Below are 17797 nucleotides of genomic sequence, written 5' to 3'. Positions count from 1 at the left end.
ATTTTTTTTCACGGTATTATGAGCGATAATCATTTAATCTATTTTATGAGTTCTTAATAAAATAGTTTTTTTTACATTTTCCTCATCTACTACCATATTTTGATAAAATTAGAGCACGTTATAAAATAATAGACTGAATTAATTCATCTACAACCCAATCGCGATATTCTTTGAACGTCATTTGATGATTTGGGAAGATTTAATCCCGTTCAATTTGCCAGAAGTTAAAGATTAAATTTTTGTCCATTTCAGCAAAAAGTCGCGTTTCACCTTTGTATGAGCGCTAAAGTCCTTTGTGGATATCAAGATCTCTAAACCCTGTTTCGATTTGCCACCTCATTTTATAATATAGGGATTTTTAACAACAAAAGAAGTATCATACTTTTTACACTTCCAAAAAATCTTTTCATACCTTAGAATTCTTTTTACATCAAGAGCCCCTAAATCTTGTAGATCACGAATTTTATAATTTGATCGGACGATTACGAGACTTTTACAAGGAGGATAAGATTCAAAAGGGGATCTACATCAGAGATGGATTGGATCTCTTCTCGTACATGTATTCTTTTATTCTTATTCATGATATATTATAGATATGGCATATTTTTAATGATTTTGATTTTTAGAGAACGTAGCTGTGCAAAACCGAGGCATTCAATCGAATATTGATTTCTATTATTTGATTTCATTCATAAAATCTGTAGAACATCGAGAAAAAAGGAAGAAGTTCGAAATAATAACGAAATAATAACGAAATAATATCGAAATAATATCGAAGAAAATCATTAAAAAGCAAAGCGAACTTGTATAAGGTGATCATTGCCAATTAAAAGTTAATTTTTAAAATATAGAACGTAGTCTATCTTCTGTCGTATAGACTAAATCTCCAAAAATACTCATCAATCTTTCTTCAAAAGATTTGAAATGTTCTATTTTAAAATTCCTAATATCAAATAGTGAGTATCGATTTAGAAATTGTTCTAAAGCTGTATTCATACATTCAAGAATTACTTTGTGATTAGTTTTTTTATCAGCGATTGTATAAATGGATATAATTTCATCATTTTCTTCTTCGAATAGTGGATCTTTATTTTTAATTTTGGATTCCTTATTATTCTCTTTCATTTCGTTATTCAAAGTATTTATAGAGTGTAAAGTGCGTGAAATTCTGAAAATATGATAATTTCCCATTGTAACTCCTTTAAGATCTTCATCGAACACTTGTGTGGCAAAATCAGATAATGAAGAGAACATTAAATCTCGAAAATCATTTTGAATAAATTTTCCTCCTTTATTTGCAGGATACTGCTTTTCAACCAACATACGCCCACGAAATTGGATGGATGTTTCTAACACAACCATGTGAAGTTACTAGGTGAATAGAGTTAAAAATTCTCCGTTGAAAAATAATGTTAAATTAAGTCTAGAAATTTTAAAAATTGCAGAGATTAACAAATGGTTGAAAAGATTATAAACTTATTCGCACAAGATGATGGATAAATCTGAATTTTCAAGACTTTTTTTAATATGATTTTAATATTTTTTAAAGATTTCATTTTTTTCATTTTTTCATTTTTTCATTTTTTTTTCATGATAATCGAAAGATTAATAATTTTAATCATCAATATTAAAACAATCTTTTAAATACCTTTATTTGAATTCAAGATAAAAGGAAAATATCTAAAATGTGTGCTCAATCTGTTCAAAATGTTTCTAAAAATGATAATCAAGTGTATTTCAAGCTTCAAAAACGACTCGATCAATTACCAATCGGTTTCCCAAAAACAGAATCTGGTGTTGAAATCCGTATTTTGAAGCATCTTTTCACACCTCAAGAAGCAGCAATTGCTATTGATTTAAGTTATTTGCCTGAAACTGCAGATGTTATATATAAACGAATCAAGAAAAAGAAAATAGTTAATTCTTTAGAAAATCTAGAAAATATTCTTGAAAATATGGCAAAAAAAGGTTCTATCGTTCAACACATAACCAGAAGAGGTACTAAAATCTATTCTATTATTATGTTGGCAATTGGAATGTTTGAATTTCAAGTAAATAAATTAAATAAATCTTTCATTCAAGATTTTCAGCAATACTTAGAAGAAGCTTTTCGTGATGAAGTACTTAAAAGTGATCCTCAACAATTACGACCTATTCCTACAGAACATAGTGTTTTACGTGATCTTCCCATTTTACCTTATGATGATATACGAAAAATCGTTGAAAATTTAGACGAACAAATATTAGTCGCTAATTGTGTTTGTAAACAAGGTCATGATGTAATTGGAGAACCTTGTAAAGTAACAGATCGAAGAGAATGGTGCATCATTATTGGTAGTGCGGCTAAAAATTTTCATGATTTAGGTTGGGGGAGATATATAGATAAGAACGAATTATCTGAAATCTTAGCTTTGGCAGAAAAAGAAGGCTTGGTAGTTCAACCTTCAAATTCTCAGAAACCATTTTGTATTTGTCTTTGCTGCGGTTGTTGTTGTGAGGTTTTAACTTCTGCCAAGCCACTCGACAATCCTGCTCAATACTTTAGTTCAAATTATTATGCTGTAGTTAATGAAGATGAATGTATTGGATGTGGTATTTGTGTTAAACGTTGCCAAATGGATGCAATTACTCTGATTGAAAAGAAAGCACATGTAGATCTATCCAGATGTATTGGATGTGGGCTTTGCACTTCAACATGCAAACCTCAAGCTATACAATTAAAGCATAAAGAACACACAAAAGAACCTCCAGCTAATCCAACCCAACTTTATTTAAATATGTTTCGAAATAGAGTCGGAAATGCAAAAATGATGCTAATGCTAATAAGACGATTGTTGGGAAAGAAAATTTAAATTATTTAAATTAACTAAAAGATTTGGTTTTTGGATGCGAGCAAATTTTAAATCTTCTTCATTACAACAAAAGAATAATTATCGATTACACGGAAAATCACCATATTCTGTAATTGTTATTCACGGGGGACCAGGATCTTGGGGGGAAATGGCGCCAGTTGCCTCTTATATCGCTCAATTTCGTGGATGTGTTGAAACTTTTCAAACACAACCGACATTAAAAGGTCAATTAGTCGAATTATTTGAAATTGTCAATAAGATTGCTAAAACACCTGTAATATTACTTGGATTTTCTTGGGGTGCTTGGTTGGCTTATTTATTTGCAGCCGAATCGGCATATTCGTCATTAGTATCACGGTTGATTTTGATCGGGACTGGCCCTCTTGAAGAGAAATATTTTTTTAAATTACAAGACACAAGACGATCTCGTATGAATATAACACAGCGCCAATTCTATTCAAAATTTGGAGAGATTATTCGAAACGCTTCATCTAAATCAGAACGTGAGAGGTTGATCGTTAGATTGGATAATATTTGTGAAAGTTCAGATCATTTTGATGCAATGTCTGAAAACGAACTACAAAATTTAGGTTATTCTTTTCATGAGGTGGATTTTCCTATAGATCGAGCTTCTTTTTTCACTGAGGCTTTAAACACAGTTCAAAATTTTAGAAAAACAGGAAAATTACTTGAATTAGGTAAATCCATTCATTGTCCAATTAATATAATTCATGGAGATTATGATCCACATCCTTTAGTCGGTGTTGTCGAACCACTAAAACGTATTCATAGAGATATTACTGTTTCTGTAATTCCAAATTGTGGACATAAACCCTGGATTGAGAAGACTGCGTATAATACCTTTTTTGAACTGTTATCAAAAATATTTTCAAATAAGTGAGAAATAGAACATATATTGCAAAAATAATTCGAAATTTATGAGAAAACACGAGTAATTTCTGAACGAATAAGTGCGAATAAGTTTTTTTTTCAAAAAAATAAAACTTATTTACAAATAATCTCAAAGTGTGAATAAGTTTTCTTTTTATCTAATAAGATTATTGGCTGATTTGGATTATACTCTACTATTATTGAGAACACAAGAAAAATAAGAGATTTGCAAGGTATGGGCAAATCATTCTTCTACTATTTAATATAATTTTTAAATAAACTTATTCGCACTAAATAATCTTTTTCAATTAAACAGAATTATTTAATAAGATAAATAATTTAAAGAATATCGAGGATCAATTAATGCATCGAATACTTGTTCTGAAAGGTGGTGGATTACGGGGTTTACTTCAACTTCCTGCATTAGAGTTATTTGAGACTCATTTTAATAAACCAATTTACGAAATTTTTGATTTAATTGTAGGTTCTTCAGTGGGAAGTATAACAGGTGGAATATTGGCTACAGGAAAATACCCAGTTTCGAAGTATAATGATCTTTTTTTAAGATACATTCCAAAAATATTCCATCGACGCTTTGGAATCGGTCTTTTGCGTCCAATTTACGATAAAAGAAATTTCAATCATATGTGGCGAAATCTATTTCCAAATGAGAATTTATTGATGGAAGATTGTAAAACACGCTTTTTATGTACTTCTATTAATCTTTGCGATTTTCGAACCCATTTCTTTAAATCATGGGAAGAAGATGATGGAAAACTCCCATTAGAAGAATGCATTATGCGGTCATTTGCTGCACCATATTACTTTGGTCCTGTAGTTGATAAGGATCAACGTGCTGTATGGGTCGATGGTGGATTAGGAACTACAAATACTCCATTGATGATAGCATTCGCAGAAAGTATTAATTTGGGCTGGAATCGTGCTAAAGTTGAATTTACAGTTATTGGAACTGGGTTAGTAGATTATTCAATGAATTTTGCACAAGCACGCCACGTGAATATTATAGAACAGATGAAGATGTTTTTAAATCCACGAGAAGGAGGATTAGCAAGAGTCCAGTCAACAATCAATCAAGTTGATCTGATGCATATCATTGCCAAGTCAAATCCATTGGTCGATTTTTATTATTATGATATCGAAGTTGGTCCGGAATATTCAGGATTAGATAAGATAAAACATATTCCTGCATATCAAGGATTCGGACGCTTGATTGCAGATAAATTAGATAAAGATTTGCATGCAATTGACAATCTAAGTATGCCTTTATAAGAAAATTATATGACGAACTTTTTCAGAAAAGTAAAGGTATTTATTCACAATCTCGTATATAAATATTTAGCAACTTTTTCTTTGATAAACAAGTAATTAATATTCCCATTAAATATAGTTGGTCATTTGGTACTCTCTCTAATTTTAGTTAATAAATTCATCGAAAGTTGCCTTGGTATTAATAACTAAAATAAAATGCAAATCTTGAGAAATTTTAGTTGAAATTCAAAATGATATAAGGGGTATCGTAAATGAGTCAATCAGTATATAAGGTTGTGGAGTTAATCGGCACGTCGACCATCAGTTGGGAAGATGCAGTTAAGAATATTGTAGAAAAGGCCGCCAAATCATTACAAGATATCAGGGTGGCAGAAGTAAAAAAGCTCGATGTTCGCATCGATGAAAATAAGGTGGTGCTTTTTCGCGCCAAAGTCGAATTATCATTTAAATATAAGGAAGAGTAGAAAATTGTAAAAATAACTAATGTATTCTTTTTTTTGTTTTTTTTTGTTTTTTTATTCTGCTTTCTATTGTGCGAATAAGTTTCTTAGCATTTATCGATTAATTCCAATTTTTTATTGATTTATTGAATCCTATTCCACTTTTTTTAATTTATTTTTAATTCTATAAACATTTTCAAAATCGGATGATTTTAAGGTTTTTCTTTAACTCTTTAAATTTCGGAAGAAACATCCCAACATATTGCTTATATAATATGTATTTTTTTCCAAAAAGTGAAATTAAACCAATTTCTTCATATTTCGCAATTCTATAGTAAGGAATTATTCCTGTATATAAAATAAAAAGCCAAAAATTCATTGTAACCAAGGGTAAACCAATAAAACCTGTAATATACATTAAATATTCAGGATGTCTAATTATTCTATGGCCCCAAGTTGTTGCTAATATCGGTTCCTTCTGATTTAAATATAAACCTCGTCCAATTCTTCCCAAAATGGCAATAATTAAGCCTATCGACATCAAAATCATTCCTACAATACGTATTATATTTGAAAACATGAAATTTATTTGATAATTTGAATATACATTCTTTTTCTGATTAATCGCTATAATTGGAATGAAATATATATAAAAAAGGAAAAGATATGATGCAGTAATATAGAAAAAAGCATTACGTATTCTCTTAAACGGTGGGCTCGGATAATTGATTTTTCTTTTTCGACATAACATAATCAAATCCAATGGTAAATGAGAAATAATATATATACAATCATAACTAATAAGAAAAATTGTAATTATCTCCCACCAAAGTATCATATTATATTTACCACTCATGACTCATTTAAATCATTAGAATTTTTAAAAAAATTTTTTAAACTTATTCACACTTCACAATTCTATTGAAATCAATGATTGAAAAATTAAATTCATCATTAATATCTGACTTATTTTTGGCATCCACTTAACCAATTTACATGTAACAGAAAAAATCTAACTAATTTTCTTGCAATCTTCGAAGAAACGATATAAAATATACAAAATGGAAAAATACAGATTTATTTTGAGAGATAAAATATAACTTTAAAAACTACATACATTTTTCAGAGTGAAGTGTGCAAGAATATAAATTTGGAAAAATGATACAAAAATTAATGAGTTTCTATATTGAAATTTTCAGACATGATAAAAATGTTAAATAAGAAGAAAATAAATCAATATCTACTATATTCGGCCCTATTAATAATTATTCTTGGTGGAATAATTGTTGCTTTTCCTTTTCAAAAACCAAACAATCTAAATATGGAAGATTCAACTAAAACAAAAACAACAATTGAAAATCCAAGTTTGATAACGAATAATCAAATTATATTTGGAAAATCTATTCCTATATTATCACAAGCATCTTCAAATTCCTATTTTGACAAACCTACTTCATCATACATTATTATTACTACCAATGAAATTCAACAAAATAGTCTGCTTTTGGATGATTTCGTTCAATATAAGCAATCTTTAGGTTTTAATGTATTAATTATAACTGAAGATGATTTTGGTTATGATGCGGGAAAAAACCGAAGCATAAATATCAGAAATTGGTTAAAAGACCATTATGAAGAAGAGAATATTCAATATGCCCTTTTAATTGGTAATCCCGACCCCGATGACGATGATATTCCCAACTCTGAAGAAACCATTGGTGATATTCCAATGATGATGTGTTGGCCTCTAAATAATGGAACTGGAGAAGATTATCAATATGAACAATCTCCTACAGACTATTTTTACGCTGATCTGACAGGAAACTGGGATTCAGATAATGATCAATACTATGGAGAATTTGGTTACGGCCACTATGATAACCCTGAAGATACTGGTGTGGATTTTAAAGCAGAAATCTATGTTGGAAGGATTCCTGTATACGATAACGATTATTCTTCTTTAGATTTCATTTTAAATAAAACTATTTACCACCACCAAAATGCTGGAATAGAAAAATACAAGATCTTAGAACCAATGGCAATTTCAAACTATGATGATGAAAATAACAAAACTGATTACGACCGAGCAGATGGTCTTGATCTGCCCGAATATATGTGGAATAACTTCCTTGAAAGTTTAAATATGAACGATACGGTTTTATATGAGCGAGAAGGATTAGATCCTGTTCCTGAATCTGCTTTTCATTATGATCTACCTTTAACCCGTGAAAATGTGATAAATGAGATAAATGATGGATATGGTGCCATTTTATGGTGGGGACATGGAAGTGATACAGGTGTTTATCGAAAATACTGGTCAAACGATAATAATGGTAATGGAATTCCCGAAAAAACAGAAATGAATTGGACTTCCTTTTTGCAATCATCAGATTTGAGTTCTATCGAAAATGATCAACCTGCTTTTATTTATCAAGCATCTTGCAACAATGGGAATCCTGATAATAGTGATAATTTAGGTTACTCACTTTTGAAGTCAGGAGTGGCAGTCACAACAATATCATCATCCCGAGTTAGTTGGTATGCCTGTTCCCCATGGGAACCTGACAATTATAATTATTATACAGATAATGTTGGTTTGGGATACGCATATATGCAGTATTTACTTTCCGAAAATTTAACTGCAGGACAAGCACTTGCTAAAGCAAAAAATAATGGAGGTGATTCTTGGGGTGGGCATAGTTGGATGAATAAAATGGATTTCAATTTATTTGGTGATCCTCAGTTAGAATACTGGACTTCTATGAAACCAGATGTGCCGATTCTTCAAAATCCTGCCAATGGTATTGAAATTGACAATACAACTGCAAAATTGTCTTTAATTGTCTCAGATAGTGATAGTTCTCTTCTAAATGTCTCATTCTTTAATGCAGCCGATAATAAAATCATCGGTTGGGATTTGAATGTACAATCGGGAGAATTAGCTTCGATTTTTTGGGGAAACCTAACGAAAAATCAAACATTTAGTTGGTATGCAATAGTATCTGATGGTCAAACATTTAGAAAAAGCGATACTTGGTCTTTTAATGTGTCAACAAATATATCTCCGATTATTCTTTCTCTTAGTCCTGAGAATTTTGTCAGAGAACAATTAAAATCTGTGAATTTAAGCGTTCAAGTATATGATGAAGATCTTGATAATTTAACAATCACATTCTTTAATGGAGACAATATGCAAATTCTCGGAAATATCACTATTATGAATGGTAGCGGAATTGCTTACTTTTTATGGGAAAATTTAGAATGGAATTCAGAGTATCACTGGTATATAGAAGTGGATGATGGAAATATTTTGATAACATCTCAATTAATGACATTTTATACCGATTCAATTCCTGAGTTCATCTCACCTCCAGATCCAATTTCAGGTTCGTTGTTTAAAGAAACAGACGTTTTATTATCTGTTGAGATTTTTGACGAAGATAATTCAACCCTTGTTGTTTCTTTTTATGATAATATTTCAGATTCACTTATTGGTGCTGTATCCATTACTAACAACAGCGGACCAGTTGAAATACTATGGAATGATCTTGCCTACGGAACGAATTACTCATGGTATGTCATTGTGGATGATGGAATAGTAGCGATAAAATCTGAAATTTGGTGGTTTCAGATCGATTCAGAGCCAAATCAAACCACTACTGATACAGATGATACAACTGATGATACTACAGATGATACTACGGATGATGCCACAAATACAGACATCAACACAAACACTGACCAAAATAATGATAATAACTCAGGAAATGGAAATCTGCTTGATTCAATTTCTGCTTTTCCTCCCTTTCTCTTTCTCGGGATCTTTTCTACAAGTCTAGTCATTATGTTATTTAGCACAAATAGAAAAAAGCAATAGAAAAATGCATGAACATGATTGATTTCATATATACAATGAATAAAGATGTACCATTTTTTCTTTTATTTTAATTCGATATATTATCATCTTCTCTTGATTTTTGCATGGCATCTTATTCCGAACCTTTTTTAAGAACTAAAAACAACCTTATTACAGAGCAGATTTCGTGACTACCATGACAGAAAATGAAGAAGAATTCAGTAATGACTTTATATTCAAACTTTGCGTAATCGGAGCTGGTGCTGCAGGTAAAACATCACTCATAAAACGATTCACGCAAGGCTCTTTCAATAAAGATTATATTAAAACTCTCGGCGCACAGTTCAGCCGATACGAAACCATTATTAATCGCCCGAATGGTGAAAAAGTCCGAGCACGTCTCTTCTTATGGGATATTGCGGGCCAGAATCAATTTAAATTCATGCGTCCGACTTTCTACAATGGTGCAAAGGCTTGTATCGTGGTCTACGATTTAACACGGGAAGAAACAATGTATGCCATAAATGATTGGGTTGATGATTTCCAAAATTACTGTGGAGAATTACCAATGGTTGTATTTGCAAATAAATCGGATTTAATTGATGAAAGTACATATGATGACAGCAAAATCAAAGAAATAGTTGAAAAAAGGAAATTTCTAGGTATGTATATGACTTCAGCAAAGACAGGTAAACATGTCCACGATGCATTTAATGCTATTATTGATGTATTAGTTGAGCAGGCACTAGATAAGGGTTAAAAATAAATAATGAATAAAAAAAAATAGAAGATATGCTACAGAATCTGTCTGTGCTCAACTTTTTTTTTAAGTGGATTGATAAAGTAATCAATATTTTTTTATTTGTATGGTTTTCTGATTTATTGTTAAAGAAATTAATGAAAATCATAATAATCGAAAGAAAATACGAATTTAAAGATGGAAATCGTTTGCTAATAAAGTATTTCCAATATTAAGTTTTTTTAACGGTAGAACTTGATAGAATTGCAAATGATTGATAATATTTTACAGATAAAAGAATCAGATAAGATTTAATGACAAATATTCGCAAACCACGAATTAATCGTTATTTCGAAATAAAAGTAAGCAAAAAAGAAAGAAAAAATGTTGATGTTTGAATATTTTTATCAAAAATCATGGTCCTGCCATGAAAATAGCAACATTCATTAATGGAATTGAATATTGAATAGAGGGACAATTAGATTATGGCTTATCCGTTGATATTATATTTTTCAAGCCCATATTGTGCTCCATGTAAAAATGTTGAGCGGATGTTAAATGATATCAATGTAAGCTTGTTCGGGAATAAATTACGGATAAAAAAGGTCGATATTGCATCTGATCTCACTATGGCAGAGAAGTATAAGGTAATTTCAGTTCCTACAATTATCATTGGTGATATTAGATTATCAGTAATTATTGACAAAAATGAGTTAACAGATGCAATTTTACAAGGTTTTATTTCTTCAGTATCTTTTGAGGAAGAAGAGCTTGATTCTTTTGATTCAGAATCAAAAAATGGTTTGAGAGGAGATTGAAAAGATAGTTAATGAAGAGTTCTGAAAAAAGAATAGAAAAACAGTATAAGCAGAGTCAAGATAAAAAAAATGAAAAAAAAATGATACAATTATTACTAATCGCTAAAATTTAGCAGAAAAATAAAAATTCATTACATATAAGGAGGGGTTAAATCATGAATCGAATGTTATTAGAAGAAATGTTACAAAAAATGAAAAAAGATTTACAGAAAGGAAAAGATATTGGGAATTTGAAGATTGGGGCACTTTATGCTTTGGGTAATCAGTTAGATGCAATTTACTATTTTATGGGGCATGAATTGGGAGGTGCTCTACATGCAGAGGAATTACCTCATGAACCACTTATTCCTGCACTAGAGAAAATTTCTCAGCAATATCATTTAGGTACGTTCTATGTGTTGGAAGAAAATAAAGAACATATTACATTTGAGTTAGATCAATGCAATTCATGTAAAGATATAGAGATTCCTCGAATGGCAATTCCACAAGGATTTTGCTCTTTTGAAGCAGGATTATATGCGGGTTTGGTAGAAAAAATGACTGGTAAGCATTGTTTTGCTCAAGAATTAGAGTGTCGATTACAAGGAAAGACAGATCGATGTAAATTTATGATCGTAATTCCTCAAGATTAAATCTTGATCACTCATAAATCACCGATTCTATTAACAATGAAGTAATTACTATTGATCTCTTGATCTTTAATTTGGTCGAAAAACGAAATCTTTTTTTATTCAAAGTTACTGTAATTAAAGGTAGAACGTTATATAATTGTGTAAGAATGTGAAAATAATAATGGAGAGAAAAAAATGAGTAGAGACGATAAAGTAGTGGCATTTATATTACTAGTGACTGATTCAAGTGCCACCCAGCAAATATTCCAAGATGTAAAAAAGATAGATAAAGTGAAAGAAGTGCATATGATTTATGGTGATTATGACTTAATAATAAAGGTTGAATTAAGCAATTTGCAGGAAATGACTGCTTTTATGATGCAATTGCGTAAAGATTTTGCAATTAAGAAATCTTCTACATTAATCACATTATCAGAAGATTCTGGCGAATTTTAATATATTAAAAATTTTTTATCTTTTTATTTCTTTTTTTTTTACTTCAATTAATCAAAACCATAATGTATTAAAAGATGGTATCTTCCTTCCATGTCTTGCTTTAGAATATTGTTTTCTTCCATTACTTGTAGTATCTTTTCTAAATCGTTTTGAGAAATAAGTGTAGATTTACGAAATTCTATTTCAACAGGAGGTTTATCATGTTTTTTCTCGAAATGAGATGTTTTTGATAAACCCAAATTTTCTAACGTATCTAACTTCTTTTTTGTTTCATTATATGTTGTAGTTAGCTTATTTTGAATAATTTTCTCTTTTTGATTATTGTTTATTTTTGATTTTAATAATTCCTGAGTTTTATTTATATATGGAAGTAAATGTCCTGGATCTAGGGGGCCATATCGTAATAAAAGGAATATAATTAATTTTTCAAATGATTCTTCATGCCTAATAAGCCATTCTAAGGATTGTTTCATATCTATTTCTTTATTCTTTAATTCAGTTATTTCCTCAGCTAATTTATTTAAAACAGCATCTCTTGCTTTGAATACAGATTGAGAAAGTTGGAATAATCTTATAAGTTGACTTTTTAATTGTTCTTCTTCATTTACATCAGTAACAACACTATTCATGGTGTTAACTATATCGAAAAAATCATTTTCATCTTCAAATTCAGAAAGAATAAGGACAATTACTTTTTCAAGAGTTTCATTGCCTACTGACACTGCGTGAAATCTTCCATCCTTGAGAGTGAGTAGACCATTACTAAATGTATGTGATATTTGTAGTAGTTGCACCAAATTTGTGGGAACTTCAAGCGTTCCAGGATATTTAAATGAGATAATTCCACCTTCGAATGCATCCCAATCAATGATTACAATTCCACGCGGCACTTTAATCTCCTTAATGAACAATTACAAATGGGATCCTAAAGGATTTACCTAAAAAAAAATTAAGTATCATATGACTCCATTAAAGGAAGAAGTCCCGACTATTACTTTTAATGATGAAAAGATAGAATTTATTGATGCACATGCTCATTTACTCTGGCCTTCATTGCTTCCTAATATAAATCATATAATCTCTGCTGCTGCAATGAACCATGTTTATCGAATTATTAATATTGGCATTAATTATGATGATTTAATGGCGTGTTTAAATCTTCAAGAAAAATTCATTAATGTATTTAATGTAGTTGGCCTTCATCCAGAGGAATCAATTAAAGAAAATACAAATTGGGCATCATTTAAAGATGCATTATTTAAATATAAAGATAAATTTGTTGGAATTGGAGAAATTGGGCTAGATTATTGGGAGACAAAAGATTTAACACTCCGAAAACAACAAGAAGAATTTTTTAGGCGACAATTGGATCTAGCTCAAGAGCTTCAGAAACCTGTGGTTATTCATTGTCGGAATGCAGAAAAGCAAGCTATTAAGATTTTATTAGAGTCCCAATATCAAGATATTCCTGGAGTTTTATTGCATTGTTTTGGAGGTGCTCAAAAATATTTAGACATTGCATTAACTCAAGATAATTGGATGTTTACTATACCCACTTCGGTTGTTTATAAAAAAATTCATAGGATATTAGCAATGAAAGTTCCTTTAGAACAGATTTTGCTCGAAACTGATTCTCCTTTTTTAAAACCCTATTCTTCGTTGTCTTACAATGAACCTCAATATGTAGTGTATGCAGCGCAAGAGATCGCCTATCTGAAGGAAATTTCTCTTGATGATGTAGCATTTCAGACTACAATCAATAGTGAAAAATTCTTTAACCTTCCGTCGAGAATTAAATAAAATTAAATTCTTGTACTATTAATTAGCGAAATAATGAAAAAAAGCTCTCTTACTAACAAATATTGAATAAAAAAAACAAGAATTAATCTGTGTGAATCTATTGTGCCTATCTATTATGTTTATATTTTAAAATGTGTGAATAGGATAACTGGAAATGTTTCTTTATATACCGGTTCTACTCAAGATCTTATGGTTAGATTTGAACAGCATCAAAAAGGGAAAGGGGCGCGTTACACACGAGGAAAAGATATAGAATTAGTTTATTTTGAGACTTTTCTAACTCGTAGTGAAGCTATGAAAAAAGAATATGCAATTAAACAATTAAGTAAGGATCAAAAATGGGATTTGATAAAAAATTTTCAGTTTAGGATCAATTCTGAAAAGGAAAATAGAATTAAAATGCTTCACGAAAAAAAAATTAAAAATAAAATAGAAAATAAAGAACCTGGAGTAAATGAAATAGGTGATAATGAATGAGTCCAAATGCTATTGTTCTCTGCTTAATTGGTTTACCTGCTTCAGGAAAGAGTTATTTTGCAGCTAATATTAAGCAAAATTCTAATATTAGAAAAATTTGCGAACCTATAATCATTATTGATATTGACAAAATTCGTAAGGAATTATTCGGAGATAAATTTTATCCAGAAAGGGAAGAAATTGTCATTGCAGAAAAGAAAAAGCAAATTGAAACTATATTACAAGATATTAATAAGAAAAAAACACAAACCAGTGATATAAATAATTCAACAAAATTGAAATTACCTCTTATAATCTTGGATGATATGCACTATCTTAATTCAATGCGGAGAGATATCCTTCATTTAGCAAAAAAGATGAATGCATATTATTTTTCTATTTTTTTAGATACTTCTCTCGAATCTTGCTTAAGGTGGAATGATAAACGAGAGTTTCATATACCACCCAATGTAATTCAACGGATTGCAAAAAAATTCGACCAACCGGGAAAGAAATATGCTTGGGATAATCCAAATATGGTTTTTTCACCTGAAAATGACGATGTATCGATATTTTTAGAAAAATTAAGCAAAGAATTTCAAAAAATTTTTTTTTCAAACCCAAATCTATCTCAATTAAATAAAAGCAACTTATTTATGAAAAAAAAAATCCCTTTTCCCTCCATTAAGTCTTTAAACAAAAATAAAAATAACCAAAATAACCAAAATAACCAAAATAACCAAAATAACCAAAATAACCAAAATAACCAAAATAACCAAAATAACCAAAATAACCAAAATAACCAAAATAACCAAAATAACCAAAATAATAAAAATATTAATTCAATAAAAAACCAACTAGATATTCAAACGAGAGTATTATGGAATCAAATTATTCAAGGATATGTTGAACCTGAAATATATAAACAATTGGTTGATTTTCTTTATAAATTACAAAATATGCGCATAAATAAATCAAAAATACACCATGTAAAAAAAAACTTTAAACAAAAAATAAACATAATAGAAAATAAAGATTCTATATCAATTACTACAAAAAGCAATTTAATTAGTTTTTCTCCTTCTTTTTTACAGTTTTTTATTTCATTAAGAAAGATTTTTTTAAAATGGCTAATTCAAAATTCGATAAATACAGTTTCAACGGAAATTTTATTCACTTTTTTACTTGATTCGTTATATTCCAGATCCCCAAAATTTTAACCCTTTCATTTCTTTATTATGTTGATACATATGGCAATGAGTGGCATGGCACCAACAGAAGATGATCGACCGATGAAAACCCTTCGGGTTGAAGAAATTGCAAAAAGTTCAGCTGGTCGATTTATGTGCAGAATGGATACTAGTGTAATTCGTGAATTGGGGCTGACTCCTGGAGAAATAATTGAAATAATAGGAAAAAAAACTACCGCAGCCATTCTTTTTCCTTCTTCTGAAAGTGTGAAGGAAATTATACGGATTGACGGATTAACACGCCGTAATGCAGGTGTGGGGATTGGGGAATATGTGAAAGTACGTAAATGTTATTATAAAATTGCAAGTAAAGTTGTATTAAGCCTTATTCAATCAGATTTAAAATTATCTTCTACAACACACCAAATAAAACTGAATTTATTAAACAAACCTTTAAAAATTGGAGATATAATAAATATTTCAGGATCAAATTTAGCTAAAAAGGAGTCTGGTGAAGGACCATATAAAGAATTACGTGAAATGATGCCGTTTCTTAAAACTCCAACTGTTTCAATAGGTGAAGTAAAATTTGCAGTTGTGGAAACCAATCCAAAAGGAATTGTTCAAGTTCAAAATTCTACTAAAATTGAAATCAAAGAAGGCTTTGTTGCTACGAATTCTATGGGAGAAATTACAACATACGATGATATTGGTGGTCTTGGTGATGAAATTCAACGTGTGCGTGAAATGGTTGAATTACCTTTAAAACATCCAGAGTTATTTCATAGAGTAAATATTGATCCCCCAAAAGGAGTTTTACTTCACGGACCCCCAGGAACAGGTAAAACATTAATGGCGCGTGCAGTATCACAAGAAGCAAATGCAACTTTTATCACAATCAATGGTCCCGAAATTATGAGTAAATTTTATGGGGCATCTGAAGAGCGACTTCGGAAAATATTCAAAGAAGCTGAAGATAAGGCGCCTACAATTATTTTTATTGATGAAATAGACTCGATTGCTCCAAAACGAGAAAATGTTTCTGGTGAAGTTGAACGCCGCGTTGTTGCCCAACTATTAAGTTTAATGGATGGTTTGAAAGGTCGAGGGCGAATCATTGTAATTGGAGCAACAAATCGGGTGAATTCTATTGATGAAGCTCTTCGCCGACCTGGAAGATTTGATCGAGAAATCGAATTAAAGGTTCCTGATCAAGATGGAAGAAAGGAAATTTTCTTAATTCATACTCGAGGCATGCCTTTACATGAAGATGTTGATCTTGATGAATATGCGCGCCAAACCCATGGGTTTGTTGGGGCTGATATAATGGCCGTAGCTCGAGAAGCAGCAATTTCATCCTTACGGAAAATTTTACCGAATATAGATCTGGATAAACCTATACCATCAGAGATATTAGAAAGTCTACGAATAACTGATGATGATTTTCAAAGTGCCCTTACAATGGTTGAACCAAGTGCCATGCGAGAAGTAATGATTGAAGTTCCAGACATTAAATGGGATGAAGTAGGTGGACTTGATAGTGTAAAGCAAGAATTAAAAGAAAGTATTGAATGGCCTTTAAAATATCCTCATTTATATAAAAAAGCGGGCATTAGAGCAGTCAATGGTGTTTTATTATTTGGACCTCCAGGATGTGGAAAAACAATGTTGGCTAAAGCTGTTGCAACCGAATCTGAATTGAATTTTCTTACTGTGAAAGGTCCTGAGATTTTTTCAAAATGGGTTGGAGAAAGTGAAAAAGCCATTAGAGAAATCTTTAGAAAAGCTCGACTTTCAGCCCCCTCGATTATATACTTTGATGAGATTGATGCAATTGCCGCCAATAGGGGAGGCGGGATGGGCTCATCTGGTTCTAATGTTGGTATGCAAGTAGTCAACCAAATATTGGTAGAAATGGATGGAATTGAAGATCGTAAGGGTGTTATTGTTGTTGCCAGTACAAATCGACCAGACATACTAGATCCTGCATTACTTCGACCGGGACGCTTTGATCGTTTAATTTATGTTCCAGCTCCTGATCTAAAATCTCGAATAAAGATTTTAGATGTTCATACAAAGAATATGCCACTTTCAAAAGAAGCTAAAGCGAATCTTCACTCTATTGCTGAACGAACTGAGTTATATAGTGGTGCAGATTTGGAAAATGTTATCAGAGAAGCGGGTATGCAAGCAATTCGGGAAAAATTGGAGGATTTTGAGACAATTGAATATTCTCACCTTGAATTTGCACTTTCAAAAATTGCTGCTTCATTAACACCAGATTTGATTCAAAAATATAATGAAATCTCCGAAACTCTTTCACGACAACGAATTCGTGCTGCCGCACCATTCAAAGAACCAGGATTATTTTCATAGTTTGATTAATTTAGTAGTAATG

At 30.7% G+C, this 17797-nt stretch carries 16 protein-coding genes; 13 read left to right on the top strand and 3 right to left on the bottom strand.

Annotation, left to right across the window (positions count from 1 at the left end; genetic code table 11):
* Window positions 1–840: 840 nt before the first annotated feature.
* Complete coding sequence (locus ACXLDF_RS03255; RefSeq protein WP_457557059.1) at window positions 841–1362, bottom strand: hypothetical protein; 522 nt, start codon at window positions 1360–1362, stop codon at window positions 841–843.
* A gap of 323 nt (window positions 1363–1685) precedes the next feature.
* Here ACXLDF_RS03255 and ACXLDF_RS03250 point away from each other — a divergent pair, with 323 nt between their 5' ends.
* The 4 genes from ACXLDF_RS03250 (at window position 1686) to ACXLDF_RS03235 (ending at window position 5497) form a co-directional block, all read left to right on the top strand.
* Window positions 1686–2852, top strand: coding sequence for a DUF362 domain-containing protein (locus ACXLDF_RS03250; RefSeq protein WP_457557058.1), 1167 nt, complete (start codon window positions 1686–1688; stop codon window positions 2850–2852).
* A 34-nt stretch (window positions 2853–2886) separates the two neighbouring features.
* Window positions 2887–3753: an alpha/beta fold hydrolase gene (locus tag ACXLDF_RS03245; protein WP_457557057.1), complete on the top strand. Its 867-nt coding sequence runs from the start codon at window positions 2887–2889 to the stop codon at window positions 3751–3753.
* Window positions 3754–4106: 353 nt separating this feature from the next.
* Window positions 4107–5033, top strand: a complete 927-nt coding sequence (locus ACXLDF_RS03240) for a patatin-like phospholipase family protein (protein ID WP_457557056.1) — start codon at window positions 4107–4109, stop codon at window positions 5031–5033.
* 251 nt (window positions 5034–5284) lie between these two features.
* On the top strand, window positions 5285–5497 hold the full coding sequence (locus ACXLDF_RS03235; protein ID WP_457557055.1) for a dodecin family protein: 213 nt from the start codon (window positions 5285–5287) through the stop codon (window positions 5495–5497).
* Window positions 5498–5669: 172 nt separating this feature from the next.
* Here ACXLDF_RS03235 and ACXLDF_RS03230 read toward each other — a convergent pair whose 3' ends face one another.
* Window positions 5670–6329 carry a methyltransferase family protein gene (locus ACXLDF_RS03230; RefSeq protein ID WP_457557054.1) on the bottom strand — a complete coding sequence of 220 codons (660 nt, stop codon included), beginning with the start codon at window positions 6327–6329 and terminating at the stop codon, window positions 5670–5672.
* 345 nt (window positions 6330–6674) lie between these two features.
* Between ACXLDF_RS03230 and ACXLDF_RS03225 the strand changes: the two genes are divergently transcribed.
* From ACXLDF_RS03225 to ACXLDF_RS03205, 5 genes are all read left to right on the top strand, one after another.
* The gene (locus ACXLDF_RS03225; RefSeq protein ID WP_457557053.1) at window positions 6675–9350 is read left to right on the top strand and encodes a C25 family cysteine peptidase; all 2676 of its coding nucleotides are present in this window, start codon (window positions 6675–6677) and stop codon (window positions 9348–9350) included.
* A gap of 175 nt (window positions 9351–9525) precedes the next feature.
* Window positions 9526–10089, top strand: a complete 564-nt coding sequence (locus tag ACXLDF_RS03220) for a Rab family GTPase (protein WP_457557052.1) — start codon at window positions 9526–9528, stop codon at window positions 10087–10089.
* Between the two features lie 464 nt (window positions 10090–10553).
* Window positions 10554–10886 (top strand): thioredoxin family protein, encoded by a 333-nt coding sequence (locus ACXLDF_RS03215; protein WP_457557051.1) that lies wholly within the window; start codon window positions 10554–10556, stop codon window positions 10884–10886.
* A 155-nt stretch (window positions 10887–11041) separates the two neighbouring features.
* Complete coding sequence (locus ACXLDF_RS03210) at window positions 11042–11518, top strand: V4R domain-containing protein (protein WP_457557050.1); 477 nt, start codon at window positions 11042–11044, stop codon at window positions 11516–11518.
* A gap of 174 nt (window positions 11519–11692) precedes the next feature.
* On the top strand, window positions 11693–11953 hold the full coding sequence (locus tag ACXLDF_RS03205) for an Lrp/AsnC ligand binding domain-containing protein (protein WP_457557049.1): 261 nt from the start codon (window positions 11693–11695) through the stop codon (window positions 11951–11953).
* 47 nt (window positions 11954–12000) lie between these two features.
* Here ACXLDF_RS03205 and ACXLDF_RS03200 read toward each other — a convergent pair whose 3' ends face one another.
* Window positions 12001–12843, bottom strand: a complete 843-nt coding sequence (locus tag ACXLDF_RS03200; RefSeq protein WP_457557048.1) for a hypothetical protein — start codon at window positions 12841–12843, stop codon at window positions 12001–12003.
* Between the two features lie 70 nt (window positions 12844–12913).
* Between ACXLDF_RS03200 and ACXLDF_RS03195 the strand changes: the two genes are divergently transcribed.
* The 4 genes from ACXLDF_RS03195 to ACXLDF_RS03180 all read left to right on the top strand — a co-directional run bounded on the left by ACXLDF_RS03195 (window position 12914) and on the right by ACXLDF_RS03180 (window position 17775).
* Window positions 12914–13753 carry a TatD family hydrolase gene (locus tag ACXLDF_RS03195; RefSeq protein ID WP_457557047.1) on the top strand — a complete coding sequence of 280 codons (840 nt, stop codon included), beginning with the start codon at window positions 12914–12916 and terminating at the stop codon, window positions 13751–13753.
* A gap of 102 nt (window positions 13754–13855) precedes the next feature.
* Window positions 13856–14230 (top strand): GIY-YIG nuclease family protein, encoded by a 375-nt coding sequence (locus ACXLDF_RS03190; protein ID WP_457557046.1) that lies wholly within the window; start codon window positions 13856–13858, stop codon window positions 14228–14230.
* Window positions 14227–15429, top strand: a complete 1203-nt coding sequence (locus ACXLDF_RS03185) for an AAA family ATPase (RefSeq protein ID WP_457557045.1) — start codon at window positions 14227–14229, stop codon at window positions 15427–15429. The genes ACXLDF_RS03190 and ACXLDF_RS03185 overlap by 4 nt, the downstream gene beginning before the upstream one ends.
* Window positions 15430–15474: 45 nt before the next feature.
* Entirely contained in the window at window positions 15475–17775 is a 2301-nt protein-coding gene (locus ACXLDF_RS03180) for a CDC48 family AAA ATPase (protein ID WP_457557044.1), read from the top strand.
* The last annotated feature ends 22 nt before the right edge of the window (window positions 17776–17797 follow it).

The organism is Candidatus Harpocratesius sp., assembly GCF_054039255.1.
This window is presented reverse-complemented; position numbering and strand designations above follow the sequence as displayed.